At 64.4% G+C, this 15309-nt stretch carries 11 protein-coding genes; 8 read left to right on the forward strand and 3 right to left on the reverse strand.

What is annotated here, in order from left to right:
- Positions 1-406: 406 nt before the first annotated feature.
- The 3 genes from QMX78_RS15235 to QMX78_RS15245 are packed head-to-tail and all read right to left on the reverse strand — an operon-like array spanning position 407 to position 2502.
- On the reverse strand, positions 407-913 hold the full coding sequence (locus tag QMX78_RS15235) for a hypothetical protein (RefSeq protein WP_282271029.1): 507 nt from the start codon (positions 911-913) through the stop codon (positions 407-409).
- 45 nt (positions 914-958) lie between these two features.
- Complete coding sequence (locus QMX78_RS15240) at positions 959-1318, reverse strand: hypothetical protein (RefSeq protein WP_282271031.1); 360 nt, start codon at positions 1316-1318, stop codon at positions 959-961.
- Positions 1315-2502 carry a methyltransferase domain-containing protein gene (locus QMX78_RS15245; RefSeq protein ID WP_282271034.1) on the reverse strand — a complete coding sequence of 396 codons (1188 nt, stop codon included), beginning with the start codon at positions 2500-2502 and terminating at the stop codon, positions 1315-1317. The genes QMX78_RS15240 and QMX78_RS15245 overlap by 4 nt, the downstream gene beginning before the upstream one ends.
- Positions 2503-2968: 466 nt before the next feature.
- Between QMX78_RS15245 and QMX78_RS15250 the strand changes: the two genes are divergently transcribed.
- From QMX78_RS15250 to QMX78_RS15285, 8 genes are all read left to right on the forward strand, one after another.
- A complete protein-coding gene (locus tag QMX78_RS15250; protein ID WP_282271037.1) occupies positions 2969-3820 on the forward strand; it encodes a DUF1838 family protein in 852 nt (283 codons plus the stop codon).
- Between the two features lie 89 nt (positions 3821-3909).
- Complete coding sequence (locus tag QMX78_RS15255; RefSeq protein WP_282271039.1) at positions 3910-6345, forward strand: TonB-dependent receptor; 2436 nt, start codon at positions 3910-3912, stop codon at positions 6343-6345.
- A 197-nt stretch (positions 6346-6542) separates the two neighbouring features.
- A complete protein-coding gene (locus QMX78_RS15260; protein ID WP_282271041.1) occupies positions 6543-7907 on the forward strand; it encodes an NAD(P)/FAD-dependent oxidoreductase in 1365 nt (454 codons plus the stop codon).
- A 55-nt stretch (positions 7908-7962) separates the two neighbouring features.
- Positions 7963-9135 (forward strand): acyl-CoA dehydrogenase family protein, encoded by a 1173-nt coding sequence (locus tag QMX78_RS15265; RefSeq protein WP_057626965.1) that lies wholly within the window; start codon positions 7963-7965, stop codon positions 9133-9135.
- A gap of 23 nt (positions 9136-9158) precedes the next feature.
- A complete protein-coding gene (locus tag QMX78_RS15270; RefSeq protein WP_282271046.1) occupies positions 9159-10142 on the forward strand; it encodes an NADP-dependent oxidoreductase in 984 nt (327 codons plus the stop codon).
- Positions 10143-10151: 9 nt separating this feature from the next.
- Complete coding sequence (locus QMX78_RS15275) at positions 10152-11732, forward strand: alpha/beta fold hydrolase (RefSeq protein ID WP_282271048.1); 1581 nt, start codon at positions 10152-10154, stop codon at positions 11730-11732.
- A gap of 14 nt (positions 11733-11746) precedes the next feature.
- On the forward strand, positions 11747-13303 hold the full coding sequence (locus QMX78_RS15280) for an FAD-binding oxidoreductase (protein ID WP_282271050.1): 1557 nt from the start codon (positions 11747-11749) through the stop codon (positions 13301-13303).
- Positions 13304-13568: 265 nt separating this feature from the next.
- On the forward strand, positions 13569-14429 hold the full coding sequence (locus QMX78_RS15285) for a PA4780 family RIO1-like protein kinase (RefSeq protein ID WP_282271052.1): 861 nt from the start codon (positions 13569-13571) through the stop codon (positions 14427-14429).
- The last annotated feature ends 880 nt before the right edge of the window (positions 14430-15309 follow it).

The following is a 15309-nucleotide window of genomic DNA, read 5'->3' on the forward strand; positions in this document are numbered from 1 at the left end:
CGGTTGCGGTTGCGGTTGCGGTTGCGGTTGCGGTTGCGGTTGCTGTTGCTGTTGCTGTTGCGGTTGCGGTTGCTGTTGCTGTTGCTGTTGCTTGTGCTGTTGCTTGTGCTCTTGATCCCTTCTCCCGCTTGCGGGAGAAGGTGCCCCGGAGGGGCGGATGAGGGGAGCTTTAAAAGCTTTTAAAGCGTTGGGTCTGCTCGCTAGAAGCTTCCCCTCACCCCAACCCCTCTCCCGCAGGCGGGAGAGGGGCTTCACAGCTGCAATCGCAGGCTTCGCGGAAGGCTTCACAGCTGCAATTGCGGGCTGCGCGGCGTGTTTTACCGCTGCAATCGCCAACTCCACCGCTGTACCACCGCAACAAGCGCGGGGCGCCTTGGCGCCCCGCGTTGATCGTTGTTGCAGCAGATCAGATCGTGTCGCCGTAAAAGCTCTCGCCCTTGATCTTCTGCCACTCGCGGCTCACAAACGTCTCGTCAATCTGTGTGCGCTGCACCAGCACCCCACGCTTGTACCAATGCCAGATGCGGTTGCGCAGCTGGCCGTCGTCAGAGAGCTGGATCATTTCGTACAGCTCCAGGCCGTCCTCACCCTTGCGCTGCCAATACAGCATCAAGGTGCGGTGATGGTCGTCCTCCGGGATTTCGGTGCACCAACCGTAAATCAATTCATTGTCGAAAATGATGCGGCCGAACAGGTAGGACGTCGGGAAGTCACGTACTTCGGTCTTGCCGTCTCCCCAGCTGTAATGGTTGGTCTGGTGGTATGGCGCTTTTTCGTCGCCAGTAATGCGGCAGATCAGGCGCGATTTGTGCTCGTCAATTTTGTCGCCATTGGCATCGTAGTAACGGTACACGCCATCCCAGACGCCCTCATGGCGGGCGAGGGCGGGCATGTGCTTGGCCAGATCGGTCATGTGCTTTCCTTGGTTGTGGTCTTTGATGGGCGACGCCGTTGCGTCTTACTGGTCGCGAAGTTCATCCATGACTTCTTCCATCGGCACGTCCATAGCACCGCCTTCCACCGCCTCGGTTTCCTGCTGCACGATGCGCAGCACCCGGGCGATGTATTCCTTCATCCACAGCGTGCGCTGTGCTTCGGCCTCACGGTCCGGGCGGAACTGGTCCAGTTCCTCGCGGCTGAGCAGGCCTTTCTGTTCGATCAGCCGTTCCAGCGCGTCCAGGCGCTGATGGGTCACCGCGTTCTCCATGGCAATGGCCATGGCGATGGACAGCACGCGCTCCACGTCCGGGTCCTTGAAGAAATAGGGACGCTTGCCACGGGCGCGGCTGCCGGCCAGGGCGATCGGATCGATGCTCATGCTTTCCAGGCTCCAAACATGGTCCACAGCGCGGCACGGCCGTGGTCTTCGCCGCTCTCGCTGGCGACCGGGAAGATGTCCCGGTCCACCACGCCGCGTACCTTGGTTTCGAAATAGCGCTCGGCATCGAAGCCCGCCGCGGCCATCATCTGGCGCAGGTCGTACTCGTGCATCACGCTCCAGAACGGCTCGTTGTTGTTGTACGCATCCCAGTCGCGGATGAACTGCTCGTAGGGATCCATGCCGTGGTATTGCGGCTGTTCCAGATGCGCGGTCAGGCCGCCGCTGGCCAGCAGGCGCTGGATCTCGCGCAGTTTGCGCGGCATCGCCGTGGCCGAGCTCTCGTGCCAGAACATGGCGGTGGTGATCAGGTCGAACGAACCATCCGCATAGTCCAGCGCTTCACCATTGGCCTGGCGGAACGTGATGTTGTTGATACCGAGCGCACGGGCGCGGGCATGCGCATAGCGCAGCATCGGCGCGGCCACATCGATCGCGATGACTTCGGCGTCCGGGAAGGCCTGCGCCAGCGGCACGATGTTGTGGCCGACGGTGCAGCCGATGTCGAGGATGCGGCGCGGCTTGAACCCGGGATGGTGTTCCTGCAGCCACTGCGCCAAGGCCTGGCCGCCGCCGTCGTTGTAACGGCCAAGCATGCCGCCGGTGGTGGCGAAGATGCCGCAGTCGTAGTTGGCGGCGGCGGAGACGTCATCGGCCAGCAGCTCGGTGTGGTAGCCGCCGGGCATGCAGTGGATGTCGACCGCGCTGGAATAGCGCGGCACCTGCACCGAGGCATCCAGCTGCAGGCCGTCGTCGCTGGCGTTCAGTGCACGGGTCTTCTCGATCAGCGCATCCACCTGCTTCAGCACCAGGCCGCGACCGGCCTGCTGGCGCATTTCCATGCTGCTGCGACGCAGGGCACTCCAGGTCTGGTAAATCGCATCGCCGGCCATCGCCTTGCGGACTTCGTGGCGGGTTTGCGGGGCGCGTCCTTTCTCCTTCTCGAACGCCGGTTTTACCCGGCCTTCGTAGGCGGCTTTGACCTTGGGGCTGAGCTGGGTGGCCAGGTAGCCATTGAGGTTGGCCAGGAAGTCGAAGCGGGCGGTGTCATCCAGCGCGCTGTCAGGGAAGACCGCATGGCGGCCCACGTGCTGCCAACTGGGGGGCAGGGCTTGCTGACTCATGACGACTCCTCGGGAGGCTTCAAGTTCTAAAGTTATATCTATATGTCATGTGGGTCTGGTTGGGGTCAAGCACCTGGGTAATACCTGTGCGCTTGCTTCGTGTATCAGCCGCAACCCCTGTCGGGATGGCCTTCCCGTGGACCGACCCAACGACCCGGGTCCCGAATTTCTCAAATGTCCGGACAAAAATCCAGTGCCCATTTTCACCGCCCGGACGGGGGCTCTTCTGTTGCAAGGCAACATCCTGCGCAGTCCCCGCCATGCCCGCTGCAGCGGTGTTTTCACGCCCTCCAGCAGGGCTGCGGGGTTGGCGACAAAGGTCTTACAAATGATTGGACAAACATGCACTAATGATATAGCTATATGTCATATTTGATGGGTCCACTGGCCTGTCTTCCGTGGTCCGGAGCAGGCCAAGGCATTGGCTTCATCGCTCCATTTCAATCGGGGGTTGGACGTGATTCGAATGTCATCGGTTTTGCTGGCTGCCGCAATCGCACTTTCGCCACAGGCAAAAGCGCTGGATCTGCAGTCCGAACAGGGCAGCGTCGAGGCGATGGTCAAGCTGCGCTGCTCGCTGGACCCCAAGCAGGAAGAGATCCTGTGGTGGGCCGGCACCTTGTTCGCACAGGAGCCGGGCAAGAAGGCCGCACCGCTGATGGGCTTCGAGGGCTACAACATCTGTCGTGCCGAGAAGCAGGCAGATGGCGTGTGGCGCCTGTACACGCGTGAGCTCACGTTCTACCGCGACCTGAAGACCGGCAGGATCATCGACAGCTGGGACAACCCGCTGTCAGGCGAACGCAACGAGGTCGTGCAGGTCGCCAACGATCCGGTCAACACCGTGCTCAACGCGCCAGGCCGGCCGATGCACCTGCCATGGGTGGAAGCCGGCGACCAGGTGATGCTGACCCTCAACATTCCGTTGGCCTATCCCAATCCGCTGCAGCCGGCCGAATTCCCCGCCGAGTCCAGTGGCCCGACCTACATGGGCTCGGAACACTTCATGTTCTTCGCGCCACGCGCAGACCTGGAAAACCCGGCGCTGAAGAGCGTGCCGGTCACCTATGGCTGGACCCGCATCGGGCCGTGGCTGCCATGGATGAAGCTGGGCATGCGCCCGGGCAGCCTGTTGTACATCGCGCAGGGCAACAAGCGCGCATCGGTCAGCGAGCTGCCGGCCGATATCCAGGAACTCGTGCGTAGCCGTTACCCGGAATACGCACGCGCACCCGAAACCTGGGTGCAGCCCAACGTCACCAGCTGGAGCGCCTACAAGCAGCTCAAGCAGGGCGCGGCGGCCAAACAGCAGGACTGAAGTACGGAAACACCGGACGGAACCCTCCCCCAAGACGGCGCATCCATCCTCCCAATCCATACCGAACACACCTTGCAGTCGGAAATTCCATGAAAACCATCAAGCCAGACCTGCTGTGCTCCTCGATCGCGCTCGCGCTGCTGCTGTGCGCGGGCAGCGCCGCCGCTGCCGACAGCGATCAAGCGCCCGCGCCGCCGGCAGCCACTAGTGACGCCGTGCAGAGCCTTGACCAGATCACCGTGACCGCGCGCGGCGTGTCCGAGCCGCTGCAGCAGATGCCGCTGCCGATCACCGCCATGTCCGAGCAGACCATCGAGAAGAAGGGCCTGACCGATGTGCGTGACATCGCCAACCTGTCGCCAAGCTTCTCGTTCAAGTCCGGCTATGGCCGCGGCTTCGACCGCCCGGTGATCCGCGGCATGTCCAATATCCAGGGCGAGGCCAACGCCTCGTTCTTCATCGACGGCATCTACGTTGAAGGTGACATCTCAAGCTACGGGCTGGAGAACATCCAGCGCGTGGAAGTGATCCGTGGCCCGCAGTCGGCGGCCTTCGGTCGTCGCACCTTCTCCGGTGCGGTCAACTTCATCACCAAGCGACCGGGCAGTGCGCCAGGTGGCAAGCTCACCCTGGGCGCTGGCAACTACGGCCAGGAAAAGATGGGCCTGTTCTACTCGGGCGGGAATGAAGACGGCTCGTTCGGCTACGACCTGAGCTTGAACAAGCGTGGCAACGATGGCGTGTTCTACAACAACGCATCCGGCAGGAAGGACCTCAACGGCACCGAGACCATCAGCGGCATGGCCGCCATCGCCTGGTCGCCGACCGATTCGCTGGACATCACCGCAAGAGTGATGAAGCAGAAGAGCCGTGACCAGCACTTCGCCGCCGCGCGCCTGGGCAGCGACAACCTCAACTGCTACCTGCCCGAGTACACCGGTGGCCTGTACTTCGGCCTGTATCCGATCCTTGAATCGCGCCGTCGCGGCTACTACTGCGGTGAGCTGAAGGAACCGTCGGACTACGCGCTGAACACCAGGGAGTTCGAGACCGCAGGTTATTTCTCCGGCCGCAAGACCGACCTGCTGCGCACCAGCGTGGTGGTGGACTATCTGTTCGCCAACGGCTGGAACCTGACCTCGACCTCGGCTTACAACAAGAGCGAAACCTACGCGGCCAGCGACCAGGACTACAGCGCCATCCGTGGCTACGGTGGCGCGTTCGAGAGCTTCGCCAACAGCGGTGTAAAGAACTGGTCGCAGGACATCCGCCTGACCAGCGACCAGAGCCTGGCGGTGTCGGGCATGCTCGGCGCGTACTACTACGAGCAGAACGCACAGCCGGGCTGGGGCGGCGACCTGACCGGTTACACCATCGGTGGCAGCAAGGTGGTCACGCCGATCCCGACCAATCCCGATGACCAGACCGTCAACAAGGCGCTCTATGGCCTGATCAACTGGCACATCAACGAGCAGTGGACGACCTCGCTGGAAGGCCGTTACGCGCGCGATGAAATCAGCAAGGGCGGTACCGATGTGCGCGTGCTCGGCGCCAATACCTATCGGCAGTCGTATGCGCTGGACAAGACCTTCAGCAGCTTCACGCCGCGTTGGACGCTGAGCTACCAGGCGCGTGAGAACGTGAACCTGTACGGGCTGGTGTCCAAGGGCAACAAGCCGGGCGGGTTCAATACCGACGTCTACCGCGCCGACTTCCAGGAGGCCGATCGCGACGCGCTGATCGCGCGTGGTCTGAACACCTACAAGGAAGAAGACGCCTGGAACTACGAACTGGGCATGAAGAGCGATTGGCTGGATGGCACCCTGCGCGTCAATGCCAACCTCTACCAGATTGACTGGACCAACCAGCAGCTGACCGAAACCGGTCCGGTGACCCGCAAGAACGGCTCGCTGTTCTCCACCAGCTACACCACCAATGTCGGCGAGTCGCGCATCCGCGGCTTCGAGCTGGAAAGCCAGTGGGCGTTCGCGCAGGGTTGGTTGGCCAGCCTGGCGTACTCATTCACCGATGCCGAGATCCTGAAGTTCATCAGCCAGGACCAGGCCGATCTGTTCTCCAGCAGCAATGCACCGACACTGGCTGACCCGGCCGCAGATGCCGCTGGCGCCACCCTGCCGCGCGTGCCCAAGCACAAGGCAACGCTGGGCTTGATGTATGACGGTGCGCTGTCCAATGGCTGGGAATACACCGCCAACATGGACGTCAACTACGAAGGCAAGCGCTACATCCAGGTCGACAACCTGGCGTACATCGGCGCCTCCACCCGCACCAACTTCCGCTTCAGCATCCGCCCGACCGAGCAGTTGCAGGTCTCGGCCTACGTGACCAATGCGTTCAACGATCGCACCCTGGAAGACGCGCAGCGCACCATCAATCCGGATGCTTACGTCGCCGTGCCGGCAGTGCCGCCGTTGACCGGACTGGCGGTGACCAACCTGCGTGACTTTGGTTTGACGCCTTCGCTGCCGCGCATGTACGGCGTTGAGGTCAGCTACAAGTTCTAGATGGTGAGGTGGGCTGGGAGGGTCATTGCGCCGTCCCAGCCTGCGCTTGATTGGCATCACCGGCACACCAGCAGATCGTCGTTCCCGCCTGCGCCGGAACGACAGCCTTTCAAGCAAGAGCAACTACGAAGCAAAGCAACCCCGACCCGCAGGTAGCCGCAATGCAACGACGCGATTTCATCAAGGGAGTTTCTGGCATGGCTGCACTTTCGCTGCTGCCTGGCTTGCTGCACGCCAATACTCCCAGCAGTGACGTCATCGTCGTAGGCGCCGGCCTGGCTGGTCTGTCCGCTGCCCATGCCCTGGAAGCCGGTGGTGCCCGCGTCACCGTGCTGGAAGCCAATCCGCGCGTTGGTGGCCGCTTGCAGACCGTGGTGCGCAATGGCATCCGTTTTGAAATCGGTGGTGTCGAAGTCGGCACCGCTTACGAGCGCGTACACGCCCACGCCAAGCGCGTCGGTGTCGGCATCGTGCCGCCGTCGGCGGCCTTGCCCACGGCTGCCGGCCTGGGCCTTGCTATTGGCGATACGCTGGTGCCGGCAAAATCATGGGGCGAAAGCCCGCTCAATACCCTGCAAGGCCGCGAGCATGGCCTGTTGCCGCCGATGCTGCTGGCCACCGCGATTGCCGAGCTTGGCCTGCCGGCCGTCGACAGCTGGCGCGACCCGGCCAATCTCTCGCTGGATATTCCACTGTCACAGCTGATCGCCAGCAAGGGCTGGTCGCCGCAGGCGCTGCAGTGGATGGATATCGGCAACAGCTTTTCTTCGCTGCACTCGATCAGTGCGCTCGATGCTTTGCGCCGCGATGCGCTGCGTCGGTTCGGCTCCAAGGGTACCGGTTGGGTGCAGGGCGGCAGCCAGGCGTTGCCGGAGGCGATGGCGGCGTCGCTGTCGCAGCCGCCCTTGCTCGATGCACAGGTCACCCGGGTCGAAACCGTACGCGGCATGCTGGACGTCCACTGCGCTGATGGCCGTCGTTTCCGCGCCGCGCATCTGGTGCTGGCCCTGCCCAGCGGCCCGCTCAGCCGTATCGTCATTGATCCGGCGCCGCCGGTTGCACAGCAGCAAGTCTGGTCGGCACGTCGTTCCAACGCCGTCACTACCATCCACCTGCAGCCCACCCGCAGATTCTGGGAAGAGGACGGCCTGCCGCTGTCGCTGTGGGGCGATGGCCCGCTGCAGCGCGTGTTTGCCGTGCCCGGCGCCGACGGCCAGATCAACCGCCTTATCGTCTGGCTCAACGGCGCCATGGCCCAACAGGCCGACACGCTGAACCGCGAGGCCCGCTTTGCCTGGGTCATCAATGCGATGGAGCGTCTGCGGCCGGCGTCCAAGGGCGCGCTGCTGCCGCTGGAGACCCGCAGCTGGGGCAATGATCCCTTGTCCGACGGCGCGTTCTCCGAGATAGCCCCCGGCTATTTCGCGCAGACCCTGCGCTGGGCCAACACCCCGTTCGGGCGCATCCACTTCGCCGGCGAGCAGACCGAACTACAGGTTCCGGGCATGGAAGCGGCCGTTACATCGGGCGAGCGTGCAGCTGCAGCAATTCTTTCCGCCTGATTGAACTACCTTATCCCCTACCTTCCGGGCGCGGATGCGCCTTCCAGAGACAGTAATGAGCCTGAAGACACTGAACCCCTACGATTTGTTCGACGTGCGTTCGCTGCTGAGCGAGGAAGAACGCGCTGTACAGGATTCCGTTGCCCGTTTCACCGATGAGCGCGTGCTACCCATCATAGGCGACTGCTTCGACCAGGGTCGGTTCCCGACCGAGCTGATCGGCGAAATCGCCGACATGGGTCTGCTTGGCAGCTCGCTGCCGGAACAGTACGGCGGCGCCGGCTTGAACAGCGTCAGCTACGGCCTGATCTGCCAGGAACTGGAGCGCGGTGATTCCGGCATCCGCAGCTTCGTCTCGGTGCAGAGCTCGCTGTGCATGTACCCCATCTACGCCTACGGTTCGGAAGAGCAGCGCATGCGCTGGCTGCCGGACATGTCGCGCGGCAAGGTGATCGGCTGCTTCGGCCTTACCGAAGCCCATGGCGGCTCCGATCCGGCCAGCATGAAGACCCGCGCAGTGAAGGACGGCGGCGACTGGGTGATCAATGGTTCCAAGATGTGGATCACCAATGGCTCGGTGGCCGACATCGCCATCGTCTGGGCCAATACCGACGAAGGCGTGCAGGGCTTCGTCATCGAGAAGGGCACGCCGGGCTTCACTGCCCAGGAGATCAAGCACAAGATGAGCCTGCGCGCCTCGGTGACCGGTGCGTTGTTCTTCGACAACGTGCGTGTGCCCGACGCCAACCGCCTGCCCAACGTGAAGGGTCTCAAGGGCCCGCTGGGCTGCCTCACCCAGGCCCGCTACGGCATCACCTGGGGCCCGTTGGGCGCGGCCATCGCCTGCCTGGACGAAGTGCTGGCCTATACCAAGGAGCGCATCCTGTTCGGCCGCCCGGTGGCCGCCACCCAGAGCGCGCAGATCAAGATGGCCGACATGGCCCGCCGCATCACCGCCGGTCAGTTGCTGGTGCTGCAACTCGGTCGCCTGAAGGACGCCGGGCAGATGCAGCCGCAGCAGGTGTCGCTGGCCAAGTGGAACAACTGCCGCCTGGCCATCGACATCGCCCGTGAATGCCGTGATCTGCTCGGCGGCGCAGGCATCACCACCGAGCACGGTGCGATCCGTCATGCGCTCAACCTGGAATCGGTGATCACGTACGAAGGCACCGAGACCGTGCACCAGCTGGTGATCGGCCGCGAGCTGACCGGCATCAACGCGTTCTGATGATGGACGGCCTGCACACCACAATGCAGGCCGTTTGCCTGCGAAACATCCCGCAGGGCCTGCCGCAGCTGCAGGACTTCGAAGCGCAGCAGCTGCCGTTGCCGAATCCCGGTGACGGCCAGCTGTTGGTACAGGTGCAATGGTTGTCGCTGGACCCGTTCCTGCGAGCGCAACTCGGTGGCCGCTACGCGGTGCCGTGCCCGCCGCTGGGCAGCATCGTGCCGGGCTACGGCATCGGTACGGTGGTGGCCGACCGCAGCGGTCGTTTTGCGCCGGGCGACGTGGTTGCCGGCATGACCGGTTGGGCCGAATACGCCGCCATGGATGCCAACGCTACGTCGGTGGTTGATTCGAGCTTGGCGCCAGCAAGCACCGCCCTCGGTGTGCTTGGTGTACCCGGTCTCACCGCGTGGGCGGGTGTACGGAAGATCCTGCAGCCAAAAGCTGGCCAGACCATCCTGGTATCCACTGCTGCTGGCGCGGTTGGCAGTGTGGTTGGACAGCTCTGCAAGGCCGCGGGTTGCCGCGTGGTGGGTATCGCCGGCAGCGCGCAGAAGTGCGCCATCGTCACCGATGATTTTGGCTTCGACGCCTGCGTCAGCTACCGCGACCCGGATTTCATCAATGCGCTGCGTGCTGCGTGCCCGGACCGTATCGACGGCTACTTCGACAATGTCGGCGGTGCGGTGCTGGAAGCGGCGTTGTCGTTGCTGCGGCTGCATGCGCGCGTGGTGCTGTGTGGGCTCAGTGATCAGTACAACCGCGCGGAGCGCCCGGCCGGACCCAATCTCGGCCCGGTGATTGGTGCGCGCGCACGCCTTGAAGGCCTGGTGGTCTACGACCATCTGGCCGATTTTGCGCAATGCCGCAGCGAACTGGCGCAGATGATCGCCGCAGGCACGCTGCGCTACCGCGAACATATCCACGACGGGCTGGCCTCCGCGCCGGCCGGTTTCATCGGCCTGCTCAATGGCGAGAACCTGGGCAAGGCACTGGTACGGCTCTAAGGAACAGGCATGACCCAGATCCAGCGCCGCTTCGCTTCCGTCAACGGACGGCAGGTGCACTACCGTATTGCCGGCAGCGGCCCGGCGCTGTTGCTGATCCACCAATCGCCGCAGAACTCGCGGATGTGGGCAGCCATGCAGCAGCGCTACGCCGATCGCTATACGGTGATTGCGCCGGACACGCCCGGCTTCGGCTACTCCGATGCCTTGCCCGGCAATCCAATGACGATTGCCGAGTTCGGCGCGGCCACGCTGGCTTTCGTCGACGCCATCGGCCTGCAGCGCTTCGCGGTGTTCGGCATGCATACCGGCGGCTTGATCGCCACCTGGTTGGCTTGGGCGAACCCGCAGCGCGTGGCTGCATTGATCGTTGATGGCTATGCGGCTTTCACCGCGCAGGAAAGCGCACGGTATGGCGACGCCTACCTGCCGCCGTTCGTGCCGCAGTGGGACGGCTCGCACCTGCGCTGGCTGTGGTCGCGCATGCGCGAGCAGAAGTATTACTTCCCGTGGTACGACGGCCGCGCCGACGCGGCGATGATGATTCCGCCACAGACCACCGAAAGCACCCGCGAAACGGTGATGGATGTGCTGGATGTAGGCGACACCTACCGCGCCGGTTATGCGGCGGCGTTCCGCCACAACGATCACTTCTGGCTGCAGCAGCTGCAGATGCCGTCGTGGCTGGTCTACCGCCACGGCGATCCGCTGTTGGCGCACCGACCGCGCCTGCACGGCCTGCCTGACAACGTCACCGTGGTTGAAGAGCCCGCGGGCATTCCGGCGATGCTCGACAGCATGGATGCGTGGTTGGCGCAGACCTTGGCGGCCGAGCCGGCCTTTGTTGCCGGCAGCGCGGGTGCGGCGGCGGACGACCGTTGGCAGCGACGCATCATCGCCACCGCTGGCGGTGACATGGCGGTCTGGGAGCGGGCAGGGCAGGGCCGGCTGCGGCTGTGCCTGCATGCGCCCGGCACCCGGCCACTATCGCCACGGCAGCTTGATGCCGATGACAGCGCGTGCCTGCTGCCGGATCTTCCCGGCCACGGTGCCTCCTGCGAAAGCGATGCCGGGCTGGATGCTGCCAGCGTGGTCGCTGCCTTGTTGGACGCAGTGCGCGACAGCGCCGAGCTGCCGTTGCTGATCGAAGCGCATGGCGCTGCTGCTGGCTACGTTCCTGCACTGGTGGATGCGCTGGGCGCGCGTGTCAGCGAAGTCGTGCTGCACTCGCCTTGGCTGCTCGATGCCGAGGAGCAGGCGCTGCTGTTGCAGGGCTTGCCTGGCACCGTCATCGACCGCGCCGGTGGCTATCTCTGCGATGCCTGGCAATGGGAGCGCGAGCGCCATCTGCTGTGGCCCTGGCTGCCTCCCGGCGCCGCTGCCCGCCGCCGCGTGGATGCGCCAGCGCCTGCACTGGTGCACGCCAATGTTGTTGAACTGCTGCGCCTGGGCAATCGCCTGCACGGCCTGCTGCGCGATGTCACCGCACCGGATCTGGCAGCACGCCTGCGCGCCTTGCCGGTGCCGCTGCGGGTGATCACCGATAGCGAATCCGATTACCAGGGGCGCGCCGCCGCCCTGTCCGCCTGAACCGAAGGACCCCCATGAGCAACGACACCGCCACCGCCGTCATCGCCACGCTGCAGTCGAGCTGGGGCGGCAGCATCGTCACCGATGCCAGCGAGCTTGAGTATTTCGCCACCGATGTCTATTCACAGGGCAGGCCGCTGCTGGCGGTGTTGCGCCCGAACGATGCGCAACAGCTGGCCACTGCGGTCAAGCAACTCACCGAGGCCGGTGTTGCGGTGATCGCACGCGGTGGCGGCATGAGCTACACCAGCGGCTATATCGCCGCGCAGAGCCCAAGCGTGCTGGTGGATACCAGTTCGCTGGACAACATCGTCGAGATCAACCTGGAAGACGCCTACGTCGTGGTCGAAGCCGGCGTCACCTGGCGTGCGCTGAAGGATGCGTTGGACGCCAAGGGCGTGCGCACCCCGTACTTCGGACCGATGTCCGGTTCACACGCCACGGTCGGCGGCGGCATGTCGCAGGGCGCGATCTTCCACGGCACCGCGCGCTATGGCTGTTCGGCTGATGTGGTGCTGGGCCTGCAGGTAGTCACCGCCAACGGCGACATCCTCACCACGGGTTCGGCCGCGGCTGCCAACACCACACCGTTCTTCCGCTGGTACGGCCCGGACCTGACCGGCCTGTTCCTGGGAGACTGCGGCCTGCTCGGCATCAAGACCCGGATTGTGTTGAAGCTGATCCCCAAGCACGCGTATATCGACTACCTGTCCTGGCAGTTCCCGACCGCCGATGGCCTGTTTGCCGCGCTTGGCGTGCTCGCACGGCATGGGCTCGCCAGCGAAACGGCGGCCTTCGATCCGGCCCTGACCCGCGTGCGCATGCGCCGCGCCGGGCTATCCAGCGACGTCAAGGCGCTGGGCAATGTGATCAGGAAGGGCGGCCTGATCTCCGGCTTGAAGCTGGCGGTCAAGGGCCGCGATATCGTCGACCAGGAGCAGTTCTCGCTGCATATCACCCTGGAGGGCGACAGCGCTGCCGAGGTGGCCGATCGCGTCACTCGCGCGAGCAAGCTGGTGGGTGAGTTTGGTGAAAGCATTGAACCCTCCATTCCCAAGATGATGGCCGCAAATCCGTTTGCCGCGTGGAACTCGATGCTCGGCCCGCAGGGCGAGCGCTGGGCGCCGGTGCATGCGCTGGTGCCGCATTCCAAGGCCACCAGCATGTTCAATGCACTCCAGGAACTGTTCGCGCGCGAGCAGGAAACGATGGACAGGCACGGCATGTTCATTGGCACCTTGCTGTCCAGCGTGGGCGCGCAGACGGTGGTGATCGAGCCCTGCATCTATTGGCCGGACAGCCACAACGCCTTCCACCAGCGCACCGTCGATGCCGATCACCGCGAGCGCATCGGTTGCCCGGGTGAACACCTGGAAGCACGCGCCGCGGCTGATGTGCTCAAGCGCCAGATCGCCGACACCATGCGCGCACATGGCGCGGCCAACCTGCAGCTGGGCAAGTTCTATGACTATCGCGCCGGCCGCGACCCGGCCGCGCTGGCGGTGCTGGACGCGGTCAAGGCCCAGCTCGATCCCAAGGGCCTGATGAACCCCGGCGTGCTGAGCCGCTGAGGCTGTGCGCTAGCCCCTCTCCCTCCGGGAGAGGGGTTGGGGAGAGGGTAGGCGCAGCCTGCTGCCAGCTGCGATCACCGACCAACGGCCAGGCCCAACGCCTGGCCGTCCGCGTTTGTGCCATGGGAACTGTCCAGCCTGAACCCCCGGTGCTGCCATCGCTGGCCGGTTTCCGTACCATCGGCAACAATATGCCGGTCTGATCCCACCCGGACGGCCCACGTTCGATGCAGATCGAGCCGCCACCCGCAGCCACCGAGACACTGTGAAAACACCCCAACAATTGCAGGTACTGATAGACGACGGCGTCATCGACGAGGTCCTGCGCCCGCTCAAGAGCGGCAAGGAAGCAGCGGTTTACGTGGTTCGCAGCGGCGACGAGATCCGCTGTGCCAAGGTCTACAAGGACATGGCGCAGCGCAGCTTCCAGCAGCGCGTGCAGTACCAGGAAGGCCGCAAGGTACGCGGCAGCCGTGAGGCCCGCGCCATCGGCAAGGCCAGCAACTACGGCCGCAAGCAGGCCGAAGCGGCCTGGAAGAACACCGAGGTCGACGCGCTGTACCAGCTGCGCGACGCCGGCGTGCGCGTGCCGGAACCATTCGGCTATTTCCACGGCGTGCTGGTGATGGAGCTGGTGACCGACGCCGAGGGCTTCAGCGCCGCGCGTCTGGGCGAGGTGGAGCTCAGCGCCGAGCAGGCGCGCGAGTTCCACACCGTGCTGGTCCAGCAGGTCAAGCTGATGCTGTGCTGTGGCCTGATCCACGGCGATCTGTCGCCGTACAACGTGCTGGTCGGGCCGGATGGCCCGGTGGTGATCGATTTCCCGCAGGTGGTCAGCGCCGGCGGCAACAACGCCGCCCGCACCATGCTGCTGCGTGACGTCAACAACCTCACCGCCAACCTCGGCCGCTGGGCACCGGAGCTGCTGGAGACCTGGTACGGCGAGGAAATGTGGGAGTTGTTCCAGGCCGGGGATCTGCTACCCGATACCGTCCTGACCGGCGAGTTCACCCCGGACGAGCGCGCGGTGGACCTGGACAGCGTGCGTCACGCCATCAACGACGCTCGCGAAGAAGCGCTGATCCGCCAGCAAGGCCGCGAAGCCGCCGCCGAAGAAGACTACTGAGGGTAGTGCCGAGCCATGCTCGGCTGGGGCTTCACGAATGTAGTGCCGAGCCATGCTCGGCAGAGGCTTTCCCAGCCATCCATCAGCTGTGTAGGAGCGGCGTAAGCCGCGAAGCCAGCAACGCTCGAAAGACCGCAAAAGCCAACCCCTCCCCAACCCTCTCCTTTGCTGCGCAAAAGGGAGGGAGCAGCAACGGTAGTGCCGAGCCATGCTCGGCTGAGGCTTTCCCAGCCATCCATCAGCTGTGTAGGAGCGGCTTAAGCCGCGAAGCCAGCAACGCTCGAAAGACCGCAAAAGCCAACCCCTCCCCAGCCCTCCCCTTTGCTGCGCAAAAGGGAGGGAGCAGCGGTAGTGCCGAGCCATGCTCGGCAGAGGCTTTCCAAACCATCCGCCAGCTCTGTGGGAGCGGCGTAAGCCGCGAAGCCAGCAACGCTCGAAAGACCGCAAAAGCCAACCCCTCCCCAGCCCTCCCCTTTGCTGCGCAAAAGGGAGGGAGCAGCAGCGGTAGTGCCGAGCCATGCTCGGCAGAGGCTTTCCCAGCCGTCCATCAGCTCTGTAGGAGCGGCGTAAGCCGCGAAGCCAGCAACGCTCGAAAGGCCGCAAAAGCCAACCCCTCCCCAACCCTCTCTATTGCTGCGCAAAAGGGAGGGAGCAGCAACGGTAGTGCCGAGCCATGCTCGGCTGAGGCTTTCCCAGCCATCCATCAGCTGTGTAGGAGCGGCTTAAGCCGCGAAGCCAGCAACGATCGAAAGACCGCAAAAGCCAACCCCTCCCCAGCCCTCCCCTTTGCTGCGCAAAAGGGAGGGAGCAACGCGGTAGTGCCGAGCCATGCTCGGCAGAAGCTTTACCGGCAAGGCATCTGCCGGGCATGGCTCGGCAC

It is taken from the genome of Stenotrophomonas sp. PS02298 (assembly GCF_029959445.1).
Classification (GTDB): domain Bacteria; phylum Pseudomonadota; class Gammaproteobacteria; order Xanthomonadales; family Xanthomonadaceae; genus Stenotrophomonas.